Origin of the sequence: Wujia chipingensis, assembly GCF_014337155.1 — a bacterium.
Classification (GTDB): Bacteria; Bacillota; Clostridia; order Lachnospirales; family Lachnospiraceae; genus Coprococcus_C; species Coprococcus_C hominis.
In genome coordinates, this window is sequence record NZ_CP060632.1 from 162,962 (window position 1) to 188,460 (window position 25,499).

27 protein-coding genes are annotated in these 25,499 nt (G+C 45.1%); all 27 read left to right on the forward strand.

Going from position 1 to position 25,499, the window contains the following annotated elements; all coding sequences use genetic code 11:
• Window positions 1-8: 8 nt before the first annotated feature.
• The 27 genes from mreB to H9Q76_RS00915 all read left to right on the forward strand — a co-directional run bounded on the left by mreB (window position 9) and on the right by H9Q76_RS00915 (window position 25,453).
• Window positions 9-998: a rod shape-determining protein gene (gene mreB / locus H9Q76_RS00785; RefSeq protein ID WP_021984875.1), complete on the forward strand. Its 990-nt coding sequence runs from the start codon at window positions 9-11 to the stop codon at window positions 996-998.
• Window positions 999-1,012: 14 nt separating this feature from the next.
• A complete protein-coding gene (gene flgF, locus H9Q76_RS00790; protein WP_021984874.1) occupies window positions 1,013-1,795 on the forward strand; it encodes a flagellar basal-body rod protein FlgF in 783 nt (260 codons plus the stop codon).
• A gap of 26 nt (window positions 1,796-1,821) precedes the next feature.
• Entirely contained in the window at window positions 1,822-2,652 is an 831-nt protein-coding gene (locus H9Q76_RS00795; protein ID WP_021984873.1) for a flagellar hook-basal body protein, read from the forward strand.
• Between the two features lie 19 nt (window positions 2,653-2,671).
• Window positions 2,672-3,076: a rod-binding protein gene (locus H9Q76_RS00800; protein ID WP_249321360.1), complete on the forward strand. Its 405-nt coding sequence runs from the start codon at window positions 2,672-2,674 to the stop codon at window positions 3,074-3,076.
• A 20-nt stretch (window positions 3,077-3,096) separates the two neighbouring features.
• Window positions 3,097-5,445 (forward strand): SF1B family DNA helicase RecD2, encoded by a 2,349-nt coding sequence (gene recD2 / locus H9Q76_RS00805; protein WP_249321361.1) that lies wholly within the window; start codon window positions 3,097-3,099, stop codon window positions 5,443-5,445.
• Window positions 5,429-6,142, forward strand: a complete 714-nt coding sequence (locus tag H9Q76_RS00810; protein ID WP_117780856.1) for a ComF family protein — start codon at window positions 5,429-5,431, stop codon at window positions 6,140-6,142. Before recD2 ends, H9Q76_RS00810 begins: the two co-directional genes overlap by 17 nt.
• A 47-nt stretch (window positions 6,143-6,189) precedes the next feature.
• Window positions 6,190-6,585 carry a hypothetical protein gene (locus H9Q76_RS00815; protein ID WP_021984869.1) on the forward strand — a complete coding sequence of 132 codons (396 nt, stop codon included), beginning with the start codon at window positions 6,190-6,192 and terminating at the stop codon, window positions 6,583-6,585.
• A gap of 204 nt (window positions 6,586-6,789) precedes the next feature.
• Window positions 6,790-7,077, forward strand: a complete 288-nt coding sequence (flgM, locus tag H9Q76_RS00820; RefSeq protein WP_021984868.1) for a flagellar biosynthesis anti-sigma factor FlgM — start codon at window positions 6,790-6,792, stop codon at window positions 7,075-7,077.
• A 13-nt stretch (window positions 7,078-7,090) separates the two neighbouring features.
• Entirely contained in the window at window positions 7,091-7,618 is a 528-nt protein-coding gene (locus tag H9Q76_RS00825) for a flagellar protein FlgN (RefSeq protein WP_021984867.1), read from the forward strand.
• Between the two features lie 21 nt (window positions 7,619-7,639).
• A complete protein-coding gene (gene flgK, locus H9Q76_RS00830) occupies window positions 7,640-9,457 on the forward strand; it encodes a flagellar hook-associated protein FlgK (RefSeq protein WP_118734613.1) in 1,818 nt (605 codons plus the stop codon).
• A 42-nt stretch (window positions 9,458-9,499) separates the two neighbouring features.
• Window positions 9,500-11,368, forward strand: a complete 1,869-nt coding sequence (gene flgK, locus H9Q76_RS00835; protein WP_249321362.1) for a flagellar hook-associated protein FlgK — start codon at window positions 9,500-9,502, stop codon at window positions 11,366-11,368.
• Between the two features lie 51 nt (window positions 11,369-11,419).
• Window positions 11,420-12,949: a flagellin N-terminal helical domain-containing protein gene (locus H9Q76_RS00840; protein ID WP_249321363.1), complete on the forward strand. Its 1,530-nt coding sequence runs from the start codon at window positions 11,420-11,422 to the stop codon at window positions 12,947-12,949.
• 56 nt (window positions 12,950-13,005) lie between these two features.
• Complete coding sequence (gene fliW, locus H9Q76_RS00845) at window positions 13,006-13,470, forward strand: flagellar assembly protein FliW (RefSeq protein WP_021984863.1); 465 nt, start codon at window positions 13,006-13,008, stop codon at window positions 13,468-13,470.
• Window position 13,471: 1 nt separating this feature from the next.
• The gene (gene csrA, locus H9Q76_RS00850; RefSeq protein WP_249321364.1) at window positions 13,472-13,687 is read left to right on the forward strand and encodes a carbon storage regulator CsrA; all 216 of its coding nucleotides are present in this window, start codon (window positions 13,472-13,474) and stop codon (window positions 13,685-13,687) included.
• A gap of 110 nt (window positions 13,688-13,797) precedes the next feature.
• Window positions 13,798-14,259, forward strand: coding sequence for a flagellar protein FlaG (locus H9Q76_RS00855; protein WP_243023051.1), 462 nt, complete (start codon window positions 13,798-13,800; stop codon window positions 14,257-14,259).
• A 48-nt stretch (window positions 14,260-14,307) separates the two neighbouring features.
• Window positions 14,308-16,209, forward strand: coding sequence for a flagellar filament capping protein FliD (gene fliD / locus H9Q76_RS00860; RefSeq protein WP_249321365.1), 1,902 nt, complete (start codon window positions 14,308-14,310; stop codon window positions 16,207-16,209).
• A gap of 40 nt (window positions 16,210-16,249) precedes the next feature.
• Window positions 16,250-16,642 (forward strand): flagellar export chaperone FliS, encoded by a 393-nt coding sequence (gene fliS, locus H9Q76_RS00865; protein WP_249321366.1) that lies wholly within the window; start codon window positions 16,250-16,252, stop codon window positions 16,640-16,642.
• A gap of 9 nt (window positions 16,643-16,651) precedes the next feature.
• Window positions 16,652-17,134, forward strand: coding sequence for a hypothetical protein (locus H9Q76_RS00870; protein WP_249321367.1), 483 nt, complete (start codon window positions 16,652-16,654; stop codon window positions 17,132-17,134).
• A 188-nt stretch (window positions 17,135-17,322) separates the two neighbouring features.
• Window positions 17,323-18,135, forward strand: coding sequence for a flagellin N-terminal helical domain-containing protein (locus tag H9Q76_RS00875; protein WP_249321368.1), 813 nt, complete (start codon window positions 17,323-17,325; stop codon window positions 18,133-18,135).
• Window positions 18,136-18,204: 69 nt separating this feature from the next.
• Window positions 18,205-20,526, forward strand: a complete 2,322-nt coding sequence (locus H9Q76_RS00880; RefSeq protein WP_249321369.1) for a LicD family protein — start codon at window positions 18,205-18,207, stop codon at window positions 20,524-20,526.
• 158 nt (window positions 20,527-20,684) lie between these two features.
• A complete protein-coding gene (locus H9Q76_RS00885) occupies window positions 20,685-21,344 on the forward strand; it encodes a ribulose-phosphate 3-epimerase (RefSeq protein WP_178018333.1) in 660 nt (219 codons plus the stop codon).
• Window positions 21,345-21,347: 3 nt separating this feature from the next.
• Entirely contained in the window at window positions 21,348-22,064 is a 717-nt protein-coding gene (locus tag H9Q76_RS00890; RefSeq protein WP_249321370.1) for an IspD/TarI family cytidylyltransferase, read from the forward strand.
• Window positions 22,065-22,305: 241 nt separating this feature from the next.
• Entirely contained in the window at window positions 22,306-23,349 is a 1,044-nt protein-coding gene (locus H9Q76_RS00895) for a hypothetical protein (protein ID WP_249321371.1), read from the forward strand.
• A gap of 8 nt (window positions 23,350-23,357) precedes the next feature.
• Complete coding sequence (locus tag H9Q76_RS00900; RefSeq protein WP_249321372.1) at window positions 23,358-23,561, forward strand: hypothetical protein; 204 nt, start codon at window positions 23,358-23,360, stop codon at window positions 23,559-23,561.
• A 62-nt stretch (window positions 23,562-23,623) separates the two neighbouring features.
• Window positions 23,624-24,088, forward strand: coding sequence for a helix-turn-helix domain-containing protein (locus tag H9Q76_RS00905; RefSeq protein ID WP_006855331.1), 465 nt, complete (start codon window positions 23,624-23,626; stop codon window positions 24,086-24,088).
• The gene (locus H9Q76_RS00910; RefSeq protein ID WP_249321123.1) at window positions 24,085-24,774 is read left to right on the forward strand and encodes an IS630 family transposase; all 690 of its coding nucleotides are present in this window, start codon (window positions 24,085-24,087) and stop codon (window positions 24,772-24,774) included. Before H9Q76_RS00905 ends, H9Q76_RS00910 begins: the two co-directional genes overlap by 4 nt.
• Window positions 24,775-24,904: 130 nt before the next feature.
• Window positions 24,905-25,453 carry a hypothetical protein gene (locus H9Q76_RS00915; RefSeq protein ID WP_249321373.1) on the forward strand — a complete coding sequence of 183 codons (549 nt, stop codon included), beginning with the start codon at window positions 24,905-24,907 and terminating at the stop codon, window positions 25,451-25,453.
• Window positions 25,454-25,499: the final 46 nt, after the last annotated feature.

Sequence of the window (25,499 nt, forward strand, 5' to 3'; positions counted from 1 at the left end):
AACAAGACGTGGCAAGTTCAGACATTGGAATCGACTTAGGAACCGCCAGTATATTAGTCTATGTCAAAGGAAAGGGCGTCGTATTGAAGGAGCCGTCCGTAGTTGCCTATGACAGAGATACCGAACAGATCATGGCAATCGGGGAAGAGGCAAGACTGATGCTCGGAAGAACACCTGGGAATATCGTTGCGGTGCGTCCGCTCAGACAGGGTGTTATCTCCGATTATAAAACGACAGAAAAGATGTTGAAATATTTTATCCAGAAGGCAGTGGGCAAGAGCTTCTTCGGTAGAAGACCACGTATTAGTGTATGTGTGCCATCCGGTGTTACGGATGTAGAGAAGCGTGCTGTTGAGGATGCGACCTATCAGGCGGGTGCCAGAGATGTCTATATCATTGAGGAGCCGGTTGCAGCCGCAATCGGAGCCGGTATTGACATTTCCAGACCATGCGGAAATATGATCGTAGATATCGGAGGCGGTACTTCGGATATCGCAGTTATTTCACTGGATGGCGTGGTTGTATCATCGTCCATCAAGGTAGCGGGCGATGATTTCGACGATGCGATCGTTCGTTTTATGCGGAAACGTCATAATCTGTTGATCGGTGAGCGTTCGGCAGAGGAGATCAAGATCAATATTGGAACCTGTTACAAACGACCAGAGAATATCTCCATGGATATCCGTGGACGAAATCTGGTAACCGGACTTCCAAAGACGGTAACGGTATCTTCGGATGAGACCGAGGAGGCGCTGCGCGAGGTGACATCCCAGATCGTGGATGCAGTACATTCGGTATTGGAGCGTACACCACCAGAGCTGGCAGCTGATATCGCAGACCGTGGAATCGTGTTGACTGGTGGCGGTGCATTGCTGCACGGACTCGAAGATCTGATCGAGGAGAACACCGGAATCACAACGATGACAGCCGAGGAACCACTGACTGCAGTGGCAATCGGTACAGGTAAGTATATTGAGTTTTTGAGTGAGCGAAAGTAGAAAGTAGGAAAACGATGGTAAGAGGGTTGTACACGGCATGGACCGGACTTCGCAACGAGGAAAAGAGAATGGATGTTGTGACAAACAACATGGCGAACGCGGACACGACCGGCTACAAAAAGGTGGACGTTACATCGCAGTCTTTTGACCGCCAGCTGGCAGTCAAGATTGACGATCCAACGATCGGACCGAACATAAAGCAGGGCATCGGCGGCGTGAACCTCGGCGTGAAGATCGGAGAGACGTATTATGATATGTCTCAGGGAAATTTCAGACAGACAGAAGACCAGTACAATTTGGCATTATCCGGCAGCGGATTTTTTACCATCAGCACAACAGACAAGAGTGGAACGACAACGACACGCTACACGCGCGATGGCGATTTCACTGTAACCAGGGACGGTTATCTTGTGACAAAGGATGGCGATTATGTGCTGGCGGAAGGCGGTAATCGTATACAGATTCCGAATGCAAATCTGGTCAAGATCAGCGTAAATCAGGCGGGAGAAATTTACTCTGGCAATACGTATGTTGCGAAATTGCAGTTGGTTGATTTTCAGAGCTACGACGCATTATCCAGCTATGGTGAGAATATGTACGAAGCCGTGGATGGCGCCGTACAGACACAGGCGGATGCAACAGTCAATCAGGGATATCTGGAAATGTCAAATGTCAATATGGTCACAGAGATGGTTGATATGATCGCGGTCACAAGAGCGTATGAGACAAATCAGAAGATGGTTCAGACGATCGACCAGACCTTGGACAAGGCAGTCAATGAAATCGGACGGTTATAGTGGAAGATAATAGGAGGTAGTAGCGTATGATGCGATCACTTTGGACGGCTGCATCCGGTATGCGGGCACAGCAGGTCAATGTAGATACAATTGCAAATAACGTAGCAAATATTAATACGATTGGTTATAAATCACAGCAGGCGAGCTTCAAGTCACTGCTGTATCAGAACCTGCAGTCGACATCGACGAACAATGCAGGCGAGAACAAGCCGGTTGCGGCAGAGGTAGGTCTTGGCAGCCGTGTGGCAGCGATTACAAGTACATTTACACAGGGAAACCTGACGCATGTGGAGAATCCGTTCAGTGTAGCGCTGGAAGGGGATGGTTTCTTCCAGATTCGCACGGAGAGTGGAGAATTGCAGTACACAAGAGATGGTTCGTTTGAAATCTCGCCGGTTGCAAATGGAAACATGCTTTGTACATCTGACGGAAATCCGGTTCTGGATGCATATGGAAATCAAATCATATTGCCATCTAATCGTGTGGCAACGGATCTGGTAGTTAATCAGGATGGCACTCTGGCATTCCCGGATGGTACAGGGAACCCAGCAGTGATTACAGATGCGAATGGACGTCCGGTCAAGTTTGGTATTTACCAGTTTAATAATCCGGCAGGTCTTTCCAAGGAAGGCAGCAACAATTATTCGGTAACCGTCGCAAGTGGCGCGGCAGTTGCGGAGAATGGAAATGCGGCAGTGAAGCAGACAAAGACGCATCAGTATTACACGGAGGCATCGAATGTCGATGTGGCAAATGAGATGGTTAACCTGATCGTGGCACAGCGTGCATACGAAATGAATTCCAAAGCAATTCAGGCATCCGACGAAATGATGCAACAGGCTAACGCTCTTCGTTAGGTAGAGGAAAGGTGACCTTATGGAAAACATCACAAACCTTACAAATAAAGATTATTCATCCTATGTGACACAGGCACAGACGAGCAACTTAACCAATCAGATCAAGAAATCAACCTCCTCGGAAGCAACCGATGAGGAGATGCTTGCGGCATGCAAGGAGTTTGAAGCATATCTGGTCGAGCAGGTGTATAAGCAGGTACAGGCAACGATCAAGTCCGACAGCGATGAGGACGACAACCCATATGCAGACTACGCATATGACCTGCAGGCGCAGCAGTATGCAAAGCTGGTCAGCGATCAGGGCAAGCTTGGTCTGGCACAGCAGCTATACGAATCTATGAAGAAACAGAATGCGGCAATCACGCCGGAGGAGCTGCATGAGCAGGAACAGGCTGCGGCAACTACGCAGACACAAAATGCATAAAATACAAATAGGATCATGACATGATTAGAGAAGGCTACATAGAAAAAATCGTATATAAAAGCGACGAAACGGGCTATTGTGTGATGTCCGTGGAAGGCGAAGAAGGTGAAGAGATCTTCGTTGGCACCCTGCCGGGTGCCGGTGAAGGTCTCTATGTGATTGCAGAGGGAGAATACGTGAATCATCCGCAGTATGATATTCAGTTCAAATTCTCCTCCTGCGAGATTCAGATGCCGAAGGATACACTTGGAATCGAGCGGTATTTAGGCTCTGGTATCATCAAGGGCATTGGTGCCGTTTTGGCGAAGAAGATCGTCAAGAAATTCAAGGATGACACCCTTCGGATCATCGAGGAGGAACCAGAGCGGTTGGCGGAGATCAGTGGAATCTCTGAGCGAAAGGCACAAGCGATCGCGACCTCGTATCTGGAGAAGAAGGAATTTCAGGAGGTTGCCATTTTTCTGGCGCAGTATGGAATTTCGGTGAATCTGGCAATTCGCATCTTCAATACATATGGAAATAAAGTCTATGACATTCTGCGCGGCAATCCATATAAACTGGCGGAGGATATTTCCGGTATCGGATTCCGGATCGCGGATGATATCGCAAAGCGCATGGGAATTGCACAGGATTCTGAATTCCGTTTGCGGTCGGCTGTGCTGTATGTGCTGAATATGGCAGGCGGCGAGGGACATATGTATCTGCCGAAGCAGCTTTTGCTGCGCCGCTGTGTGGAGCTGACGCGCGACACTGCAACGGATGTCGAAGGCATCTATGGACAGTCGGCGCTTGGTTATGCAGAATACGCGGATGCGACAAGTGCGGAATCGGCGTACGAACAGACGGTTTCCCTGTTTGAACAGCAGTTGATGGAGCTGCTGATCGCAGGCAAGATCATGATCAAGCAGATCGATGAAGAAGATGTCGTCTATCTGGCATCGAATTATTATGTGGAGCTGAATTCTGCAAGACTGCTTACCGATCTGCAGCTTCGCTATGATATGGAACAGGACGAGCTGGAACGGGAAATTCAGAAGATTGAAAAAGAAGAAAAACTGACATTGGATGAGCTGCAGCGGGCAGCTGTAAAATCGGCGATCAAAGCCGGGGTGGCAGTTATTACCGGTGGTCCCGGAACCGGAAAAACGACGATCATCAATGTTATTATCAAATATTTCTCCAAGAAAGGTATGGAGATCAAGCTTTGTGCACCGACCGGGCGTGCAGCGAAGCGTATGACCGAGTCGACCGGATGGCCGGCACAGACGATTCATCGTCTGCTGGAAATCAGCGGTGCGATGGATGAGGACAGCAAAAATCAGGACGATCACGGCATGCATTTTTCACGAAATGCAGACAATCCACTCGAATGTGATGCGATCATCGTGGATGAGATGTCGATGGTTGATGCGTATATCTTTTATTCACTCGTGCAGGCGGTTCCATATGGAACGAGACTGATCTTCGTCGGGGATGTAAACCAGCTTCCTTCCGTGGGTGCCGGAAATGTGCTGAAGGATATTATCAATTCGGGCTGCTTCCCGGTTACGACGCTGAACAAGATCTTCCGGCAGGAGGATGGCAGCGACATCGTATTCAATGCGCATAAGATCCAGCGTGGCGAGCATCTGATCCTGACGAACAAGAGCAAGGACTTCTTCTTTATCCCACAGCGGACAGCATCGCAGATCATCGAGGAAGTACAGATACTCACGATGAAGAATCTGCCGAATTACTATGGATTTTCACCGCAGGAAATCCAGATCCTGTGTCCGATGCGGAAATACGAAGTCGGCGTGGAGAATATGAACCAGAAGCTGCAAAACCGTCTGAATCCGAAGGCGAAGGACAAGCCCGAGCATGTGCGTGGCGATGTGACCTTCCGAAAGGGCGACAAGGTCATGCAGATCAAGAATAATTACCAACAGGAGTGGAAGATTTACGGTGTTTCCAAGACAGGTACCGGCAGAGGCTATGTGCTGGATGAAGGTGTCGGTGTATTTAACGGAGATATGGGCGTGATTACCGATATCAGTGATTACGATGAGGAGCTGACAATCCTGTTTGACGACGGACGAGAGAGTGTTTATAACTATAAAGAGCTGGATCAGATCGAGCATGCATTTGCCGTGACGATTCATAAATCACAGGGTAGTGAGTATCCGGCAGTTATCATTCCGCTGCTTGGCGGAAACCGGAAACTGATGAACCGGAATCTGATTTACACAGCAATCACGCGTGCGAGACAGCTGGTTATTATCGTCGGTGATGTGAATCTGGTAAACCAGATGGTTGATAATTCCGAGGAGCAGAAGCGGTACACGTCGCTGGCACTTCGGTTAGAGGAGTTAAATGAGAGTATGGAATAAACTTGTGAATTGGATATATCCGCCGACCTGTCCGCTTTGTGGCGATGTGACAGGGAGACAGGCTGGACAGGTGTGTGACGAGTGCAGACCGATGATTGATTATCCGGCACAGCCAGTTTGCATGCGGTGTGGGTGCGAGATCACTGATGAGGAAGCGGAGCTGTGTGAGGATTGTACGCGGCATACACGGACATATATACAGGGCTTTCCGGCGATGAAATACCAGTATCCACTTGATGAGAGTCTGGCGCGGTTCAAGTATCACAATCAGCGTGATTATGCAGCATTCTATGCAGGACAGATCGTGAAACGGCATGGACTCACATTGCAGAGTCTGGGGATTGATGCGCTGATTCCGATCCCAATCCATAAGCGCAAGCTGGAGAAGCGTGGTTACAATCAGGCGGAGCTTCTGGCAGATGCACTTGGAAAGAAACTGGATATACCGGTTGAACGGGAGCTGCTTGCGCGTGTGGTAAATACAGAACCGCAGAAAAGTCTGGACCCGGAGCACCGCGAGCAAAATTTAAAAAAGGCTTTTCAATGTATAGAAAAAAGTGTAAGCTATAAGAAAGTATTGTTGGTCGATGATATTTACACGACGGGGGCTACGATCGAGGCATGTACGAAGAGTCTGCATGCGGCGGGAATCCCGGATGTTTATTATACAAGTGTAGCAATCGGAACCGGAAGATGAAAGTGATATAGAGATTGTGTCAGAATAGATAGAGGGAGGAACAAATCATGGAACTGATGAATTGCAGAAACTGTAAGAAGTTATTTAATTATATTGCGGGCGAAAAGCTGTGCCCTGCATGTAAAGAAAAGCTGGAAGAGAAGTTTCAGAAAGTAAAGAAATATATCGAGGAGAATCCACGCGAGAATATCAATCAGGTAGCGGAAGCGTGTGATGTTACGATCAAGCAGATCAAATACTGGGTGCGCGAGGAACGTTTATCCTTTACCGATGATTCTCTGGTTGGTCTGGAATGTGAGCGCTGCGGCAAGATGATCCACAGCGGAAGATTCTGTAAGGAGTGTGCAGGCGGACTGGCAGATGCGATGACAAACGCTTACAAGCGGGAACGCCAGCAGGCGGTTCGGAAGAGTTCCGCTGGTAAGATGCGATTTCTTGACTAATCCAGTGGATGAAAAGCAGGCAGGGATTGCTTCTGTATAAAATACATAAAACAGAGAAGAGACATATGCACAAATGCTGGTGCATGTGTCTTTTTTTACATAAAAAGGGTTATGATACAGGGAAAACTTCCGATATTCATATTGAAGAATCGTAATTGCAGGAGACTGCGGCTTGCGAAAGATAAGAAAAAGGAGGGAGAAGCAATGAGAATAGGAACCTATAATATGATCAGTCAGATCTATGGCAACACAGGCACCAAGAAGACGAAGACTTCTGGAACAACCGGATCAGGAAGCTTTTTGGATCAGGTATCTTTCTCAAGCATGGGAAAAGATATGCAGACAGCAAAGACAGCACTGGGCAATACACCAGATGTCAGAGAGTCCAAGATTCAGGATCTGAAGCGCCGGATTGACAACGGCACATATGATGTGAGCGTGGATGATTTCGCACAGAAATTACTGGACAGTTACAGCAAGACAAATATCTAAAAGAGGATGCGACATGGCAAGTATAATTGAGAATCTGATTACGGAATTGAATGATGAGTATGCATTGTATGAGCAGCTTCTGCAGGTGTCGATGGAGAAGACGGGTGCGATTGTATCGAACAATCTTGACCGTCTGTCTGAGACAACCGAGAAGGAGCAGCGTCTGGCAGATGCGCTTGCAAGCGTGGAACACAGACGGCGCGAGACAATGACAAATGTAGCGAATATCTTAGGCAAACGACCAGATGATGTCAAGGTGATGGACGTTGTTACATTTCTGGAAGGACAGCCGGAATTCCATGATCCGCTGCTTGCGATCAACGAGAAGCTGGCGAAGCTTGCACGGAAGGTGCGGGAAGTAAACGGACATAATCAGAATCTGATTCAGGATGCACTTGAAATGATCGAGTATAACATCAATCTGATGCAGAATTTAAACCGGGCGCCGGAGACGGCAGAGTATTCGAAAGAGATGTTCAAGAGCAACGCTGCATATGCAGGCGGTGCCGATGTACCGGGCAGATTTGATGTACAGAATTAACGGGAATAAGGGAGTAAACGTATGGCAGGAACGATGGGACGGTTGACGGTTGGCGTAACAGGACTTCAGACAAGTCAATATGCGTTAAATGCAACCGCACATAATTTAATAAACACACAGACTGAGGGCTATACCAGACAGCAGGTACTCCTGACAGACCAGTCATATAACAGAGTCGCAACGGACTCATATTATATCAATAACGTAGGTATGGGAGTTGTAACGGCGCAGATCCGACAGGTGCGCGACCAGTTTGCAGATGATACCTACCGCACAGAGAGCGGGCGTATGAGCTACTACAAGGCGCAGTATGAAACCGTCTCAGAGATAGAGAATTATTTCGGTGAGTTAGAGGGTAAGGATTTTAACACGACGTTAAACGATATGTGGACATCCATGCAGGAGCTGCAGAAGGAGTCGAACAGTATCGTAACGCGGAGCTCCTTTATCTCCAATGCACTCACCCTGATCGATCGTGTGCAGACGATACGTTCCAGTCTGATCGAGTATCAGCGGAATCTGAACACGGAGATCAAGGATCAGGTCAAGACAGTCAATGATCTTGCATCTACCATCTATGAACTCAACCAGCAGATCCGTGCGGTTGAGGCAGGAAATGTGGAAAAAGCAAATGACTTAAAGGACAAGCGGAATCAGGCACTTGATAAGCTTTCTTCTATTGTGAATACCGAAGTTGTAAACAACGAAGACGGTACGGTAGAGGTGTATCTGGAAGGACATACACTGGTTACGCTTGGAAGAACCTACACACTGACGACACAGAAGGTGTGTGAGAATGAGAAATATCAGCAGAATTACGGATTCACAGGTTCTTCGACGGACTTCCTGATGCCGGTATGGGAGCAGGATGGCGATCCTTTGTTTAATATAAACCGGGTACCGACCGCGGACAGTAACAGCGATATCGGTTCTCTGAATGGTCTTATGATGTCGCGGGGTTATTTTATCAGTAACTACACGGACGTACCGACAAAGCCGACGAAACCGCTGGAGAAAGATTTTGCTAACAATGCGGATTATCAGACGGCGATGGCGCAGTACGAGCAGGACGTCAAAGATTATGTAAAAGATCTGGAATATTTTAATACGTATGTGGAACCATACACGATTACGAATCTGGAGGCACAGTTTGATGTGCTGATTCATGCGATGGTGACACAGATCAACGATACGTTGTGTCCGAACAAAACCGTGACGCTGGCAGATGGTTCTACCGTAAAGGTGTTGGACGAGGATACTGCAGGTATCGGCATGGGTTCAGGTAATGAGTATCCGGGCACCGAGTTGTTTACGCGAAACAGCGTGGAGCGGTACACAGAGCGTACACTGACGTTGGCAGATGGAACGACACAGACGTTCAAGGTATATAACGAAGAAAATCCGGACGATTTCTATTCGCTTTATACGATCGGAAACCTGAAGGTGAACGAGAAGCTGTTACAGAATCCGTCCCTGCTTCCACTCTCCCGTGTATCGGGTGAGGAGGCACAGACGATCGCAGATGAGTTGCTGGCACGGTGGAACGATAAGTTTGCAACGGTCAGTCCGAATTCTCTGGTGCAGTGCAATTACAAAGATTATTACAGCGGTATGATGGATGATCTGTCAGACCGTGGTTACACATACAAATCCATGATGGAAACCGGACAGCAGGCAGTGTCCGACGCCGAGAATACGAGACAGCAGCTGCTTGGCGTATCCTCTGATGAGGAGTTATCCAGCATGATCAAATTCCAGCATGCATATAATGCGTCCTCCCGATATATCAACACCGTATCCGAGATGATTGCTTATCTGATCGAGAAGCTGGGTGCATAAAAGAAACGATAATTCGCAATTGACAAAGAAGGAGTGGAAGCGATGCCATCTACATTTTTAGGACTCAATACAGGTCTTTCGGGACTGACATATTTCCAGACGGCGCTGAATACAACCGCGCACAATATATCCAATGCGGATACAAAAGGATATTCCAGACAGAACGTGCAGGCTTCCGCATCGGACGCCTTACGTCTGAACAAGACGTATGGTATGATGGGAACCGGTATTACCGCTTCAGCCGTAGAACGTCAGAGAAATGCATATTACGACACGAAATACTGGTCTGCAAATTCCAAGTACAGTCAGTACAATTCACAGCATGCCAATCTCGAACAGTTACAGACGTATATGAACGAAATGACTTCCGAGGCAGGCTATACAAAATGGATGGCAGAGATGTCCGATGCCATGCAGGATCTCTCGACAAAGCCAGCCGATTATACAACGCGAATCTCCTTTGCGCTTACGGCAGATTCTTTCACAGACATGGTGAATGAGCTTGCAAGCAATTTCCAATCGACGCAGAAGACGATCAACGATGAGGTTGAACTTGCAGTCAGCGAAGTGAACTCGCTTGCAAAGCAGATCTACGAGTTGACACAGGAGATTATCACAGTCGAATTAAAGGGTGGAAATGCAAACGACCTGCGTGATAAGCGGGGCGTATGTATCGACACATTATCCGAATATATCAATGTTGATGTGGACGAGCGAAGCATCATGTATGGTGTGGGAAATGATCAGGTCGAAGCAAATGCCAAGACTCTGACGATCCGTATTAATGGTGAAATCCTGGTCGATGAGCTTGGTTACAATGAACTGACCATAGTTCCACGGGAGCAGAAGGTGAACCAGAATGATCAGGATGGTCTGGTTGATATTTATTGGAAGAACGCGGATGATACTGCGGGAGAATTCTTCAATACGGCGAATACAACCGGAAGAATCGCAGGTCTGTTCAACATCCGTGACGGCAACAATGGTGAGGTATTTTCCGGAAAAACAACTGCTGTATCGGACAATCCACCGGAAGTGACAGTATCGCTTGCAGAGAGTGTTGCCATGAAAGATCTGAACATTCCAAGCGAGGGAACAATTACCCTGAACGGTAAAGATTATCTGTACGACGGCTGGACGGCCGAGTATGATGCAGCCGGAAAGCTGAATAACTTTACATTTAAAAATATGACGATGATTGATGAGAAGAATGCGGAAGTAACAGCTATCTTCCCGACAGGTATCGACGGACGTCAGGCACAGATTGGCGTCAAAAATATGACAAAGGGTATTCCGTATTATCAGGCAAAGTTAAACGAGCTGGTGCGTGTATTCTCCAAGTACATGAACGACCTGACAGGCGCGGGTGCCGATGCCGATGGAAATCCGGGACTTGATGCATTTACCGCACAGGCACCGGATGGACACGATTTCGTATTGAAGGGCAGCATGCAGGGAACTGGAACGATTTCTTCCGGCGACGACAGCTATTACCGTCTGAACGGACTGAACTGGGAGCTGAACCAGCAGTGGAAGACCGATCCGAAGAAGATTGTTGTGTCTTACAAGGAAGATATCGATCAGGGCAACATAGAGGCAAGGGGCATCTTAGAAAAGATGATGGCTGGACTGACGGATACATCGATGTTCCAGCAGGGTAATGTCTCACATTTCCTGCAGGCAATCACAACAAACATGGCGGTCGATACAAAGAAAAATGAGGTATTTGCAGCAAATCAGGATGATATCCGATACACGATTGATAACCAGAGAGCATCTATTTCCGGTGTCGATAAGAACGAGGAAGGTTCGAATCTGACGAAGTTCCAGGAACTGTACCGGCTGGCATCCAAGGTGATATCTGTATTAAATGAGGTGTACGATAAGTTAATTAATGAGACTGGCGTGTAACATAGAAAAGTAAGGAATGAGTATAGCTGGTAATTGCGGAGGAGGCGTATTATGCGAATTACAAATCAGATGATCTCCAATAACTCTCTGCGGAATATGCAGAAAACCATGGCAAATGTGGATAACCGCACAACGCAGATGGAGACAGGAAAGAAAATTACAAAGGCATCCGAGGATCCGGTTGTTGCCGTGCGTGCCCTGAAGCTTCGTACGATGGTAACCCAGCTGGAGCAGTACAAGGACAAGAACATCGGCGATGCAGAATCGTGGTTGAAGATTACAACAACCTCTCTGGACAACATCACTTCACGACTCGAAGATATCCAGAGCTATTGTACACAGGGCTCGACGGATTCGTTCAATACCTCCGACCGAAGCGCGATCATTGATGTGTTAAAAGAGATGCAGGATATGATCAACAGTGAGGGAAATTCAACCTACGCTGGACGTTATATCTTCTCAGGTTATAAAACGGATCGCTCCCTTGCATTTAATGAGACAGAAGATATCAAGAAATATTCATACAAGATTACACAGCATTTAAACGCGGATAATCTGGATATGAAAACGGTCGTATTAAACGGCGTGAACAATGAAGATGTAGATGGGATTCTGGCAGGCACAAGTACCTATGTAAAGCCGGACAAGGAACAGGTTTACCGCCTGAATCTGGCATATGAGGGCATTTCAAGTAAGGATAGTCAGGGCAATGTAGCACTTTCCCTGAAAGCACTGGATGCAAATGGTAACACAATCGATTTAAGCGGATTTAAGCAGACGATTAAGACTACTGCGGATGCAGACACCTATTATCAGGTTGGACCGGATGATATCAATATCATTGAGGAAACCGGCGAAATCATCTTTGGTGAAAACGTGTACAATACACTCAAACAGGCGGACGATATCGTAGTTGACTACGCAAAAAATAAGTTTGAGGCAGGTGACCTCCGCCCGGAGCACTATTTCGATTGTACGCAGTACACGGAGCAGTCGGATGGAAGTATTAAGACTGTGGACTACGATACATATGACCGGACGCAGGCGATTTATTATGAAGTGAATTTCAGCCAGAGTATTCAGGTTAATACGGAAGGCAAAAATATTATCAACGATGATATGAGCAACAACATCAATGATCTGATCTATACATTACAGGAACTGGATGCGGCAGAAAAGACGCAGACAAAGCTCAAGAATATGCTTACAGATACCCAGTATGCATCGAATGATGATGCAGTAAAGCAGATCAACGCCATGCTGGAAGATATCAACGTCGAAATCGCTATTAAGAAAGAGACGATGCAGAAGACATTTGCGAAGAACATCACGAACTTTCAGGGATATATGGATCAGGTATCTGCAATCCAGTCCGATGTCGGAAGCCGTATGACAAAACTTGACATGATCAGAACTCGCGTGACAGAACAGTACAGCACATTCAAGGAATTGAAGTCTGAAAATGAGGATGTGAGCACGGAAGAGGCAGCATTGAACTTTAAGGAAGCGAATGTCGTATATGAGGCAGCGCTTGCAGCTACAAGCAATCTGGTCAGAGCGTCGTTGTTGGATTACCTATAGAGAAGTCGTTATTATTTTGTAGAACGTGGTTCCTAAATTTTGAGGAGGGATAAAGCATGGTAGCAGAAACAAGATTATTTGGCACAGTCGACATCGCGGAGGACAAGATCCTGGAGTTCCCGATGGGACTGATTGGTTTCGAGAATTTAAAGAAATTTGCGATTATTTATGACAGCGACCGCGAGGAGCGTTCGAAGATCAGCTGGTTACAGTCCATGGAGGAGCCTGCATTGGCACTTCCGATCATCCATCCATCGGAACTGATTGATGATTACGGTCCGATCGTGGAGGACGAGCTGATGAAGAACATCGGTGATCCTGCAGATGCGGATATTCTGATGTTTGTCACATTGTCGATTCCTTCGGACTTAACGAAGATGACAGCGAATCTGAAGGCTCCGATCATCATCAACACAGAGGGCAGAAAAGCCATTCAGGTGATCGTAGAGAACGAAGATTACAAGGTGAAATTCAATGCCTACGAGGCAATCCAGAAGATGAAAGAAAAGGCAGGTGAGTAATATGTTAGCACTATCCAGAAAACAAGGCGAATCCATCGTGATAGGCAATAACATTGAGATCACTGTGCTCGAGGCGAAGGGCGATCAGGTCAAGATCGGTATCTCCGCACCGAAGAGCGTGCCTGTCTACCGCAAGGAAATCTACGCACAGATTCAGAAAGAAAACCGCGAAGCTGTGGCGAATCTCGACGTAGAAAGTTTGAAAAAACTCTTATAAAGTGGTAAAGTATGAGTGATTAGTTGACGATACAACTAGTAGGAAACTATAGGCGTATGCCGTTCATGGATGGAAGGCATACAAGGTTCACGCAAGGAGGCGTATAGATTATGGGAATGGATGGAATCGGAGGCGTAGGAGCCTTAAATGTAAGTTCACAGACAAGAGTGACACGTCCGCAGTCTGAGACGGTGGATGTGAACACAGGCAGTACTGCTAACCAGCAGGTGCAGGCTGCGACTTTGCCACCGGTTTTTGGAAAAGGCAGTAGCGGCGATAATAATAGCAAGCCGGGTCAGCAGGATCGAGGTGCGGTACAGACCGATAAGGAAGTTGCACCGGACAAGATCAAGGCAGCGGTCGATGATCTGAACAAGACTGTAAAGCAGGCAAGTCCACTTCACCACACCCAGCTTAGCTTCAAGTATCATGAGGATACAAACCGGATTTCGATTACCGTTACAGATAGTGATACCGATGAAGTAATCCGTGAGATTCCGCCGGAGAAGACACTCGATATGCTTGCAAAGGCATGGGAGATGGCAGGACTTCTGGTTGACGAGCGTCGTTAAAGGAGAACCCCATCACGAACGAAGAGAGTGATATAGGAGGTATTAGTTATGGCAATGCGTATGACAGGTCTCGTATCCGGCATGGATACCGAGAGCATGGTGAAAGAACTGGTCAGCGCCAGCTCTGAAAAAGTAAATAAAATCAAACAGAAAAAGCAGGATGTTGAGTGGAGGAAGGAGATCTGGAGCGGACTCAATACGAAGATTTATAACTTCTACAAGACAGAGCTTTCTGCATTCAAGACTGTAAGTAGCTACAATGCGAAGAAAGCGGTGGCAAGTGATGAGACAAAGGTGTCTGTCAGCGTCGGAGCAAATGCTTCAAACGGTACACATTCGGTATCCGTAGAGCAGACCGCATCTTCTGCATATCTGACGGGGGACAATATCAAGATAAAAGGGAATTCCTATACCAGATACAATGACGCAGGACTTGCTACAAAGTTTGCGGATATGATAGATGCGTCCGGACAGAATCTGAGTCTGGCAGGACAGAAGATCTCTATCTCCGATGGAACCAACACGGTGGAATATGAGCTTGGCGGAACCGGGACAGATGGTGTTGCATCCCTTTCCGAATTGAACGAGAAGCTTGCGAAGGAAGAGAACTTCAAAGGCTTGTCTGCAAGCATTAAGGACGGAAAGCTGACATTCACGAACACAACCGCGGAAACAGCAGATGATGGCAGCAAGAGTGGAACAACTTATACTGTGAAGGCAGATGCACTTGGCATCGACGGTACCGTCGGTTACGACAAGGATGCAGCAGCCGGAAATACCGTGAGCGCTGCATTTACCGCGAAGGTGGCAAATAACTTTACAAGCGCAGATATCTCGGGGACTACGAAATTAGCGGATCTTGGAATCAAGGTTGGAACAACATTTTCAGTCAATGGCAAGGATTTTGTCGTGGATGACAAGTCAACGATCAATGATTTCACGACAGCTGTCTCCAAGATGGGTGTCTCCGCAAGCTTTGATGCCGCACAGGGAAGATTCTATGTCAATGCATCGAAGACCGGTGCTGCAAATGATTTCAATATCACATCGAGTGATAAGAGTGCATTGGAGGCACTTGGACTTGGCAGTGGTTCTAAGAAGGTGGATGCAAGAGATGCCATCATCTATTATAATGGCGTCAAATACACGGGCGACAGCAACACGATGACCATCAACGGCATGACCATCACTGCAAAGGCAAAGACAGATACAGCGGTGAATGTCGAAGTATCCGCAGATACAGATGCCGCTTATAATAACGTCAAGAAATTCGTGAAGGCTTACAATGAGCTGATCGATGAGATGAACAAATACTATAGTGAGAAGGATGCCGGATATGATGCCTTAACAGAGGATGAGAGAAGCAAGCTGTCCGACACGCAGATCGAGAAGTGGGAAGAGAAGGCAAAGCAGGGATTGCTGCGCCGGGATTCTACATTGCAGACATTGCTTTCTGACATGCGTACCATGCTGAACAAGGGCGTACAGGTGACACTTGCAGACGGTAGCACAAAGACGATGTCGCTTGCATCGATCGGTATCGTGACAGGTGATTATACGGAGAACGGTAAATTGCACATTATGGGTGACGAAGATGATGAAAATTATGCGTCACAGGAGAACAAGCTTCGTGCAGCCTTGGAAGGAAATGACAACTTAGTCAGTCAGATCATTGGTGGAACGACAGATAACAAAGGCGTCGGAACACAGATGTATGATTATCTCAGAAAATCCATGACACGTATCGAGGGTGTCCGGAGTACACAGACCTTCTACAACGACAAGACACTTGACAGCGAGATCGACGATTATGATGATGAGATTGATAAGTGGGAAGAGAAGCTGCAGAACTTAGAGGATAAGTATTACAATCAGTTCTCCAAGATGGAAGCTGCGATGGCGAAGATGCAGAGCCAGCAGTCATATCTTTCGTCTTTATTCGGAGGCTGATGAAACATGGAAGACAAAATGGTATCTGGAGGGTTAGAACATGGCATATAACATGGCGGCAAAAGCATATGGAACGGGTAAGGTAGAGACAGCAACACCGGCGGAGCTTACCCTGATGCTCTATGAGGGTGCCGTAAAATTCTGCAATATCGCAGTGGTAGCACTCGAGAAGAAGGATTATGAGAAGACGAATACGAATATCCAGAAGTGCCGGAATATTATAGTAGAGCTTACCTCAACGCTGGATATGAAATATCCGGTGGCAGAGGACTTCAAGCGGATGTATGACTATATCTTTGCACTTCTGACCGAAGCGAATATGAACAAGGATATGGAGCTTTTGAATCGTGCGCTCGGAGAGCTGCGCGATATGCGTGATATCTGGAAGGAAGTTATGAAACGTGCGCGGGGACCGCAATTTTCTTTGAGTTAGGAGGCAGACATGGATCAGATCGGAACTTATGTGAGGATTCTGCGGGAGTCTCTAGAACGCAAGAGGCGGTATCTAGAGGAGATACTCGCGCTTACAAACAAACAAGCAGAGCTTGCCGCGGAAGAGAAGTTTCGGGAAGATGCGTTCACTGAGCTGGTAGACCAAAAGGAGATACTGATTGGTAATATCAATGAAGGAGATAAAGGATTTTCTTCTGTATATGACCGTGTGAGGCAGGAGATACAGGCGGATCCAATGCGTTACCGGGAAGAATTGCAGGCAATCCAGAATCTGATCCGTCAGTGCGTAGATCTGGGAATGCAGATTGAGGCAGTCGAGGAACGGAACCGTGCGGCGATGGAACAGGTCTTTGCCATGAAGTTTCAGGGCGTGCGTCAGGTCAAGCAGTCGAAGACGGTTGCGAACAAGTATTATAAATCGATGGCGAATGGCATGGTGAATGATTCCCTGCTTTATGATCAGAAAAAATAATTTTTATAAAAATAATAAAAAGAGGGTTAAGGATATGAATCCTTGTCCGATATATAAGGTGTAAGGAACAAACAAGTTCCTATGAACAAGGTTATTACCCGAGCGGGTTCTAACATATATACTATTCACGGGGCGGTGCCCCAGTACTTCTCGCAAGGACGCGGGAATAAATTCAAGGAGGAATTATTATGGTAGTACAGCACAATTTGCAGGCAGCAAACACAAACAGAATGTTGGGACAGAATGTTAAGGCAGTATCTAAGTCAACTGAGAAGTTGTCTTCCGGATACCAGGTTAACAGAGCAGCAGACGATGCAGCAGGTCTTTCCATCAGTGAGAAGATGAGAAATCAGATTCGTGGTATCAATCAGGCTGTTAAGAACTCTGAGGACGGTGTTTCCCTGATTCAGACAGCAGAAGGTAACATGAACGAGATCCACAGCATCCTTCAGCGTATGGGTGAGCTTGCTACAAAGGCAGCCAATGATGTAAATGCTTCTGATGATCGTCAGGCTATCGATGATGAGATGACACAGCTTAGAGATGAGATTAATTCTATTGCTAAGAAGGCAGCGTTCAACGGTACAAAGCTTCTGACAGGTTCTTTCAAGGACAAGCAGCTTCAGGTAGGTGCAGTTGCAGGTGAGAACATGTCAATCACAATCAGCTCTATGACAGCTACAAGCATCGGTGTAAATGCTCTTAAAGTATCTTCACACGAGGTTGCAGCATCCGCAATGACAGCTATTTCAAAGGCTATCAAGGATGTATCTACAGCTCGTTCTAAACTGGGTGCTATTCAGAACCGTCTGAACTACACGATCAACAATCTGGAGAACTACTCTGAGAACCTGACAGCAGCTGAATCACAGATTCGTGATACAGATATGGCTACTGAGATGACAAACTACACGAAGAACAACATTCTTCAGCAGGCAGCTCAGTCTATGCTGGCTCAGTCAAATCAGTCTACACAGGGCGTACTCTCATTACTTCAGTAATTGAAATATTATTGACAAAATTCGGCTGGCTCTATATGGGCCAGCTTGTTTTGTTTCAGGAGGAATTATATGCAGTTTCCACATACATATTTTGAAGATGAAATCCGGGAAGGATTCTATATTACGGGAGCCATGAAGCGTGCATGGGCAGCGCAGCTCGAGGTGCTCGAAGAGATTGACAAAGTCTGCAAGAAACACAATATCCGTTGGTTTGCAGACTGTGGCACGCTGCTTGGAGCAGTCCGGCACAGAGGTTATATTCCTTGGGACGACGATATGGATATCTGCATGCTTCGCCCGGATTATATCAAGTTCAATCAGGTGGCAGAACAGGAGCTTCCGAAGAGTTTTGTTGTATTGAATATGCATAAAGAGGAACTGTATCTCGAATATATGACGCGCGTGACGAATGGACATCGTCTGAATTTCGACTCGAATTATCTGGAGAAATATCATGACTGCCCATATGCAACCGGTATTGATATATTTGTGCTTGATTATATAGCAGAGGATGAGGAAGAAGAGAAAGAACGGAAAGCTTTAGCAACTTTGATCATGGCAGCAGGGGATGAAATAAAGGAAGACAACAGTAATATAGGAGAGTATGAAGATGTTTTGAAGCAGATAGAAGAACTCTGCTTAGTAGAATTTGATTATACACAGTGTATCAGGCAGCAACTGTTTCAGGCAGGAGAGAAAGTATTTTCCCTGTATGCAAGCAAGGGTGGCAGCCATGTAGCGCTCATGCCATATTGGGTATACTTCGATAATCACCTATACCCGGCAGAATATTTCGATTCGACAGTTATGGTTCCGTTCGAGATTACGAAGCTTCCGGCACCGGCATCCTATGATGGTGTCTTGCAGATTGAATATGGGGATTATATGAAGATTGTAAAAAGCGGGGGTGTACACGATTATCCGTTCTTTACAGGGCAGGAAGAGCATTTGAAAGCACTGGTATCGCCATATCCGTTTGAGTATCATTTCTCCAAGGATGATTTAGATCTAAGTCACAGACAGAAGAAGGAGAAGCCGTATGAGGCAGCGATACAGCTCGCAGGCCTTATGGAAGAGGCTCATAACATGCTTCTGAAAGTAGTTGCGGGGAGACAATATACGGAAGCGGTACAGCTTCTGTCAGTCTGCCAGGAAGGCGCTGTCCAGATAGGTAATCTGTTGGAAGAACGATTGGGCGAAGGGACAGAACCTGTAAAGCTTCTGGAGCAGTATTGTGAATTGCTATATCAGATAGACGAATTGACAGGTCAGGCCGTGGAACAGGGTGTTGGAATTGATGTGGATGATCTGGCAGGTGTATTGACAGAAATCGCAGATGGGTTCAAAGAATGTGTGGAGCGATGTGTACCGAAGAAGCGTGTGTTGTTCCTGACATACAAAGCATCCAACTGGAAGGCGTTTGACAGTGTATGGCGGAGAGAAAAAGAGGAAGCAGGGACGGAAGTGACGGTGCTTCCAATTCCGTATTATCTGCGGGATGCGCAGGGTGCGATAAAGGAATCGTATTATGAGGGCAATCAATATCCGGACTATCTCGATGTGCAGGATTATCAGACCTATGATATCGAGAAGGTGCATCCGGATATCATCTTCATACAGAGTCCGTATGATAGCTATAACTACACGACTTCCGTGGCTCCGCAGTATTATTCTTCTGTGATCAAGAATTATACAGACAAGCTGATCTATATCCCGTGGTTCAAGGTGGATGTGCCAAGTGAAGAGAATCAGAAGGCACGGAAGGTAATGGATTATTACTGTCGTATGCCGGGTGTTGTGCATGCAGACCTGACGATTGTACAGTCAGAGGCTATGCGGCAGGCGTATATTGATTATCTGACAGAGTTCGCCGGGGAAGATACACGGGGAATCTGGGAGACTAAAATTCGCGGAGATGGCTCCCCGCTTGATGATGCCGAACGATATGAGCGGGAGCAGGAACGGGAAGAATATCTGCGGAATATGCCATCGAACTGGAAGAACATGATCTGTCGTGCAGATGGCAGCAGGAAGAAGATTATCCTGTATGGTACGAATGTCGCAACGTTGATGCAGCATGGTGGCGCAGCGATTGACAAGATTCACAGAAGTTTGAAAATATTTGAAGAAAGCAAGGAAGATGTGGTACTATTATGGAGACCGCATCCGCTCTTCGGGCAGGCGGTCGAGAAGGCGTGTCCGGAGCGAATCGAAGAATATCGGTCGATTGTCCGAAATTATCAGGAACAGACATGGGGGATCTACGATAATACACAGGATAGTGACTGCGCGGTATATGTATGCGATGCATATTATGGAGATTCCGATAGCCTGGCGCATAAGTGTGAAGTGCTGAAGAAACCGGTTATGATAGAGAATGTAGATATATAAAGGAGATATACGGTCGGTGCAGATGTAGAAATATATGGGATTCGCATATGACCGGCACAGATACAGGATTAATATGTTGTGGCAGAATATATAAGTATCAGTATATGGCAGGAACATAGAGAAGTATGGTTGGGGAACAGGTGAGAAAGGGGTTATGTATTATGTTTGAATTGAATGCATCCATGATGTGTGCGAATTTTGGAAATCTGGAGAAAGAAGTAAAGGAACTGGATACGGCAAGAATCGATTCCTTCCATATTGACATCATGGACGGACGTTATGTAGGGAACTTCGCGATGTCACTCTATGATATGGCATATATCGCATCGGCAACGACAACGCCGCTGGATGTCCATCTGATGATCGAGCATCCGAACAACAATATCCAGATGTTCCTGAATCGCCTTCGAAAAGGTGATACGGTATATATCCATCCGGAAGCGGAGTATCATCCATCTACGACACTACAGAAGATCATAGATGCGGGTATGGTGCCGGGGATTGCAATCAATCCGGGAACAAGTATCGAGACGGTATATGAGATGTTACATATTGTGGACAAGGTGCTTGTCATGACCGTGAATCCGGGGAATGCCGGACAGATGTACCTGCCTTATGTCGGTAAGAAAGTAGAACGTCTGGTATCTATGAAAGAGGAAATGGGCATCAAGGTCTACTGGGATGGTGCCTGTGGCAAGGACAAGATCGAGGAATTTGCGCCGAAGGGCGTCGATGGGTTCGTGCTGGGTACGACGGTTCTGTTCGGAAAGAACCGCCCGTATGGCGATATCCTGCGCGAGATACGGGAGATTGGATAGAGTATGAACATTGCAATTATATTAGCAGGAGGAACCGGAACCAGGCTTGGTGCAGATATTCCGAAGCAGTATATAAAAGTAAATGATAAGATGATTCTGACATATGTGCTTTCAACCTGTGTGCAGGCACCGGAGATCGATGGAATACGGATAGTCTGTGCAGATATGTGGGAGGACGATATCGAAGCGGATGTCCGGAAACATCTGACAGCTTCGATCTGGAAAGAAATATTCATAGGATATTCCGAGCCGGGTGACAACCGGCAATTGTCCATCTTGCATGCATTAGAAGATATTGAAGAGGATATTAGAACCGGACGCATAGTGTCCGAAGATGTCAATGCCATGATCTGTGATGCTGCGAGACCGAATCTGACGATGCAGATGATAAGCGATTGCTTTGCTGCATTACCTGAAAACGATGGTGTAATGCCGGTACTTCCGATGAAGGATACGATCTATCAAAGTGTGGATGGAAAGATAATCACCAGTACGCTTCGCAGAGAGGAGTTATTTGCCGGACAGGCACCGGAAGTCTTTCGATTCACACCATATTATGAGGCGTGCAAAGCGTTACTCCCTGATGATATCTACACAATCAATGGCTCGTCTGAACCGGCAATTCTGGCAGGAATGAAGATTGCTATGATACCGGGGGATGAGAAGAATTATAAGGTCACAACACAGGGGGATCTGGAACGGTTTCGGGAAGATCGATAATATTAGGTATAAGTTTATAGATATGTGTATGAACGCTGGAGAAGATATCGAATTCTCCGGCGTTTGTTGGTTAAGCATTATATGTAAAATGTCGATATATCATATAGATGTATCGTGATTCATGACATGGAGGTCGGATGAGATATAATAAGGCTGATTCTGTGAGATTGTGCGCGGAGTTGGCCTTTTTTGTTGTAAATATGTAGTTCATAAATAATGAAAGATATAGAGGTCTAAGTAAATGAAAAAAATCGCAGTATCGTCATCGTGTGTATTTTATGAAAAGGATGGGCTATGGCTTGTGCACGCAAAGTTGCCATTGCTGATGCATGTAAATTTAGAAATAAATAAGGTCGATTTTGTTAAGGTAATCCCGAACGAAGAACAAGTGAGATTGTTCCTTTTTCGAGGAATTTTTGTAGATGATAATAAAATAATACTTATTCCGTGTAATGCAAAACATTTGGTTATTTATTTGAAAGATGAGGATAATTTTAAATATTATTCTATCGAACAGACATGCTCAAATATGTTTCGAGGATATATGATAGAAGGGGATTTTTTAACCTTTATTCCCAATATGTATAATAAAATAGTCAAATTCAATTATAAAACTAATCAAATAAGATACGAAGCAGAGTGGAAATCGGAAGGTGAGAATACATCAGTAATTGGTAGTGGATGTAGGGATGAAGGAAAGTATTTGTTCGCGATTTGGGAAACCCCGTATATGTTAGTATATTGTACAGAAAAATATAAATTTGAAAAAAAACAACTTGATGATAACCTTAGAGTCTCGCAAATTGTAGCGATGGGAGATAAATATTATATATATGATATGAACAGCCAAGCAATAATTAGCTATGATAAAGTGAAATTAAAGAGATGTAAAGCAGTAGCAGTGGGTTATAAAGATGCATGGATGTTTCGATACAAAGACAAATTGGTGTTAAGTGCGGTTGAGAAAGATAGCTGGAATTTATATGATGAAAATTTGAACGAATATTTTAAAGAAGAAAATGAAGGATATAATAATTTTGTTTTAATGAATGATTATTATTGTATGGAATGGACAGAAGGAAACAACATATTATATGGAATTAATAGAAGTGGCCAATTGGTAAGTATACAAAATAATAGACCGATGTATTGGGATATAAATATTGATCAAAACAAATGGGATGCAATTTCAAAAAAAATAATGACTGAGTACGGAGATAGTGTTTTGACGGAAAACGCATTGATGAAATTGAATGGTTATATAAAATATATCATGAAGAGGTGAAGTGGATCATGGATAAAAGAGAAGTGATTAATTTGGCGGCAAAATTTATTCCAAGAAGGACATTATTTTTTGATGTGATAGTGACAGAACATTGTAATTTGAATTGCAAAGGGTGCGGAAGTTTTATGCCTTTGGCGGATGAAGAATATATAGATTTAGAAGATTTGGAAAAAGATTATAAAAGACTAGTGTACTGTATCATTGATATTTAATTAATTTTATGGTCTGACAAACCGTTTCATGATATACTAAAAAGAAACGGCGGTGATTTTAGATGGCAAGACCAAAAAAATATAATATTTCATTAACGGATGACGAACTCAAGGAACTAAAATCTGTTATGCGTAAAAAGCAAACAACCAAAACTGTTCGAAACAGATGCCAGATTATCATTGATCTAGATGAGGCACACGGTAAAGTTCTTACCCATGCACAGTCTGCCAAAACAAATTGCGTATGTATGGCTACTATCATGAATACTGTAAAGCTTTATTCCGAAAAAGGCATCCAGGGTATCCGTACAATGAACCGGAATGTCAATTCTGATAATGCACGCAGAAAATTTGATGGGCGTGCTGAGGCTCGTATTATTGAAATTGCGTGCAGTCCTGCACCGGAAGGACATTCCCGCTGGACACTCCGTCTGCTGGAAGAACAGGCAAAAATTGTACTTGATGTTCCAGTCAGTAAAGATACCATCGGCAGGGCTTTAAAAAAAATAAACTTCGACCTCACATGAATGACTACTGGTGTATTCCGTCAAAAGAAGATGCTGATTTTGTAGCCTGCATGGAAGATGTCCTTGATGTTTATGAACTCCCATATGACCCGATGTACCCTGTTGTCTGTATGGATGAAAAGCCATACCAGCTTTTGGATGATGTAAGGCAGCCACTGCCTGTTCGTCCGGGTGACAACCAGAAAACGGATTCCGAATATAAGAGGAATGGCACCTGCAGCATATTTGCTTTTGTTGAACCACTTGGCGGCAGACACCATGTGAGTGTCCATGAACACCGTACTGCAATTGACTGGGCAATGGAAATCAAATATCTGTCAGATGAAATGTTTCCAGATGCAAAGAAAATCATACTGGTAATGGACAATTTAAACACCCATAAAGCTGCTTCACTTTATAAAGCATTTCCACCATCAGAAGCAAGAAGGATCATAAAACGACTGGAAATCCACTATACGCCTAAACATGGAAGTTGGCTTGACATGGCTGAAATTGAGCTTAATGTAATGACACGCCAATGTCTTTCGCGTCGAATATCCACCCTTGACAAACTTAAATGTGAGTTATCAGCATGGGAAATGGAACGTAATTGGGATACAGCTAAGATACAGTGGCATTTCCAAACAGGGGATGCACGGGAAAAACTGATATCACTGTATCCGACACTATCATCTGTCACTTTTTAATTAAAGTGGCAGATATACTAAATATCAATGATACAGTACACTAGCGGACTTGTCTGGCGGTGTGATGCATCATATAAATTTATTGGGGGGGGAGCCGCTTTTACATAAAGATATCAAAGACATCATAAAAATGACAAGAAGATACTTCCCGATAGGTGTAATTAATTTGGTCACAAATGGTATACTATTACCAAAAATGGATGAAGAATTTTGGGATATTTGTCATGCTCAACAGATAGATGTATGTCCTACGAAATATCCGATAAAAGTAGACTATAAGAACTTAGAAAAGAAAGCGGAAGAAAAACGGGTGAAATATCATTATTTTGGAGACGCAACAGGATGTATGTGGACTCATAAAGTGATAGATATTTCAGGAAGCAGATTCGAAAATTGTAGTTTTATGTATTGCCCTAATGCAAATTTATGTCCTGTCTTAAAACATGGAAAAATATTTCCGTGTCCAACAGCTAGACATATAGATAAATTTAACAAGGCTTACAATACAGAATTACATATATGTGAAAAAGATTATATAGATATTTATAAGATAGATAAATTGGAAGATATTATGAATTTTTTAACAAAACCAATTCCGTTTTGTAGATATTGTAATACCCCGGCAATTAAGGAAACAGATTGGGGTATTTCGAAAGGAGATATAGCTGAATGGACTTAGAAGAAACTATATTTCCTTACTTATGATCAAACATAAAGGAAGTTAA

What these genes read in the sequence shown, in the direction of transcription:
- flgF (WP_021984874.1), top strand. Translation starts at nt 1,013, where the DNA reads ATGGTAAGAGGGTTGTACACGGCATGGACCGGACTTCGCAACGAGGAA.
- H9Q76_RS00795 (WP_021984873.1), top strand. Translation starts at nt 1,822, where the DNA reads ATGATGCGATCACTTTGGACGGCTGCATCCGGTATGCGGGCACAGCAG.
- H9Q76_RS00800 (WP_249321360.1), top strand. Translation starts at nt 2,672, where the DNA reads ATGGAAAACATCACAAACCTTACAAATAAAGATTATTCATCCTATGTG.
- recD2 (WP_249321361.1), top strand. Translation starts at nt 3,097, where the DNA reads ATGATTAGAGAAGGCTACATAGAAAAAATCGTATATAAAAGCGACGAA.
- H9Q76_RS00810 (WP_117780856.1), top strand. Translation starts at nt 5,429, where the DNA reads ATGAGAGTATGGAATAAACTTGTGAATTGGATATATCCGCCGACCTGT.
- H9Q76_RS00815 (WP_021984869.1), top strand. Translation starts at nt 6,190, where the DNA reads ATGGAACTGATGAATTGCAGAAACTGTAAGAAGTTATTTAATTATATT.
- flgM (WP_021984868.1), top strand. Translation starts at nt 6,790, where the DNA reads ATGAGAATAGGAACCTATAATATGATCAGTCAGATCTATGGCAACACA.
- H9Q76_RS00825 (WP_021984867.1), top strand. Translation starts at nt 7,091, where the DNA reads ATGGCAAGTATAATTGAGAATCTGATTACGGAATTGAATGATGAGTAT.
- flgK (WP_118734613.1), top strand. Translation starts at nt 7,640, where the DNA reads ATGGCAGGAACGATGGGACGGTTGACGGTTGGCGTAACAGGACTTCAG.
- flgK (WP_249321362.1), top strand. Translation starts at nt 9,500, where the DNA reads ATGCCATCTACATTTTTAGGACTCAATACAGGTCTTTCGGGACTGACA.
- H9Q76_RS00840 (WP_249321363.1), top strand. Translation starts at nt 11,420, where the DNA reads ATGCGAATTACAAATCAGATGATCTCCAATAACTCTCTGCGGAATATG.
- fliW (WP_021984863.1), top strand. Translation starts at nt 13,006, where the DNA reads ATGGTAGCAGAAACAAGATTATTTGGCACAGTCGACATCGCGGAGGAC.
- csrA (WP_249321364.1), top strand. Translation starts at nt 13,472, where the DNA reads ATGTTAGCACTATCCAGAAAACAAGGCGAATCCATCGTGATAGGCAAT.
- H9Q76_RS00855 (WP_243023051.1), top strand. Translation starts at nt 13,798, where the DNA reads ATGGGAATGGATGGAATCGGAGGCGTAGGAGCCTTAAATGTAAGTTCA.
- fliD (WP_249321365.1), top strand. Translation starts at nt 14,308, where the DNA reads ATGGCAATGCGTATGACAGGTCTCGTATCCGGCATGGATACCGAGAGC.
- fliS (WP_249321366.1), top strand. Translation starts at nt 16,250, where the DNA reads ATGGCATATAACATGGCGGCAAAAGCATATGGAACGGGTAAGGTAGAG.
- H9Q76_RS00870 (WP_249321367.1), top strand. Translation starts at nt 16,652, where the DNA reads ATGGATCAGATCGGAACTTATGTGAGGATTCTGCGGGAGTCTCTAGAA.
- H9Q76_RS00875 (WP_249321368.1), top strand. Translation starts at nt 17,323, where the DNA reads ATGGTAGTACAGCACAATTTGCAGGCAGCAAACACAAACAGAATGTTG.
- H9Q76_RS00880 (WP_249321369.1), top strand. Translation starts at nt 18,205, where the DNA reads ATGCAGTTTCCACATACATATTTTGAAGATGAAATCCGGGAAGGATTC.
- H9Q76_RS00890 (WP_249321370.1), top strand. Translation starts at nt 21,348, where the DNA reads ATGAACATTGCAATTATATTAGCAGGAGGAACCGGAACCAGGCTTGGT.
- H9Q76_RS00895 (WP_249321371.1), top strand. Translation starts at nt 22,306, where the DNA reads ATGAAAAAAATCGCAGTATCGTCATCGTGTGTATTTTATGAAAAGGAT.
- H9Q76_RS00900 (WP_249321372.1), top strand. Translation starts at nt 23,358, where the DNA reads ATGGATAAAAGAGAAGTGATTAATTTGGCGGCAAAATTTATTCCAAGA.
- H9Q76_RS00905 (WP_006855331.1), top strand. Translation starts at nt 23,624, where the DNA reads ATGGCAAGACCAAAAAAATATAATATTTCATTAACGGATGACGAACTC.
- H9Q76_RS00910 (WP_249321123.1), top strand. Translation starts at nt 24,085, where the DNA reads ATGAATGACTACTGGTGTATTCCGTCAAAAGAAGATGCTGATTTTGTA.
- H9Q76_RS00915 (WP_249321373.1), top strand. Translation starts at nt 24,905, where the DNA reads ATGACAAGAAGATACTTCCCGATAGGTGTAATTAATTTGGTCACAAAT.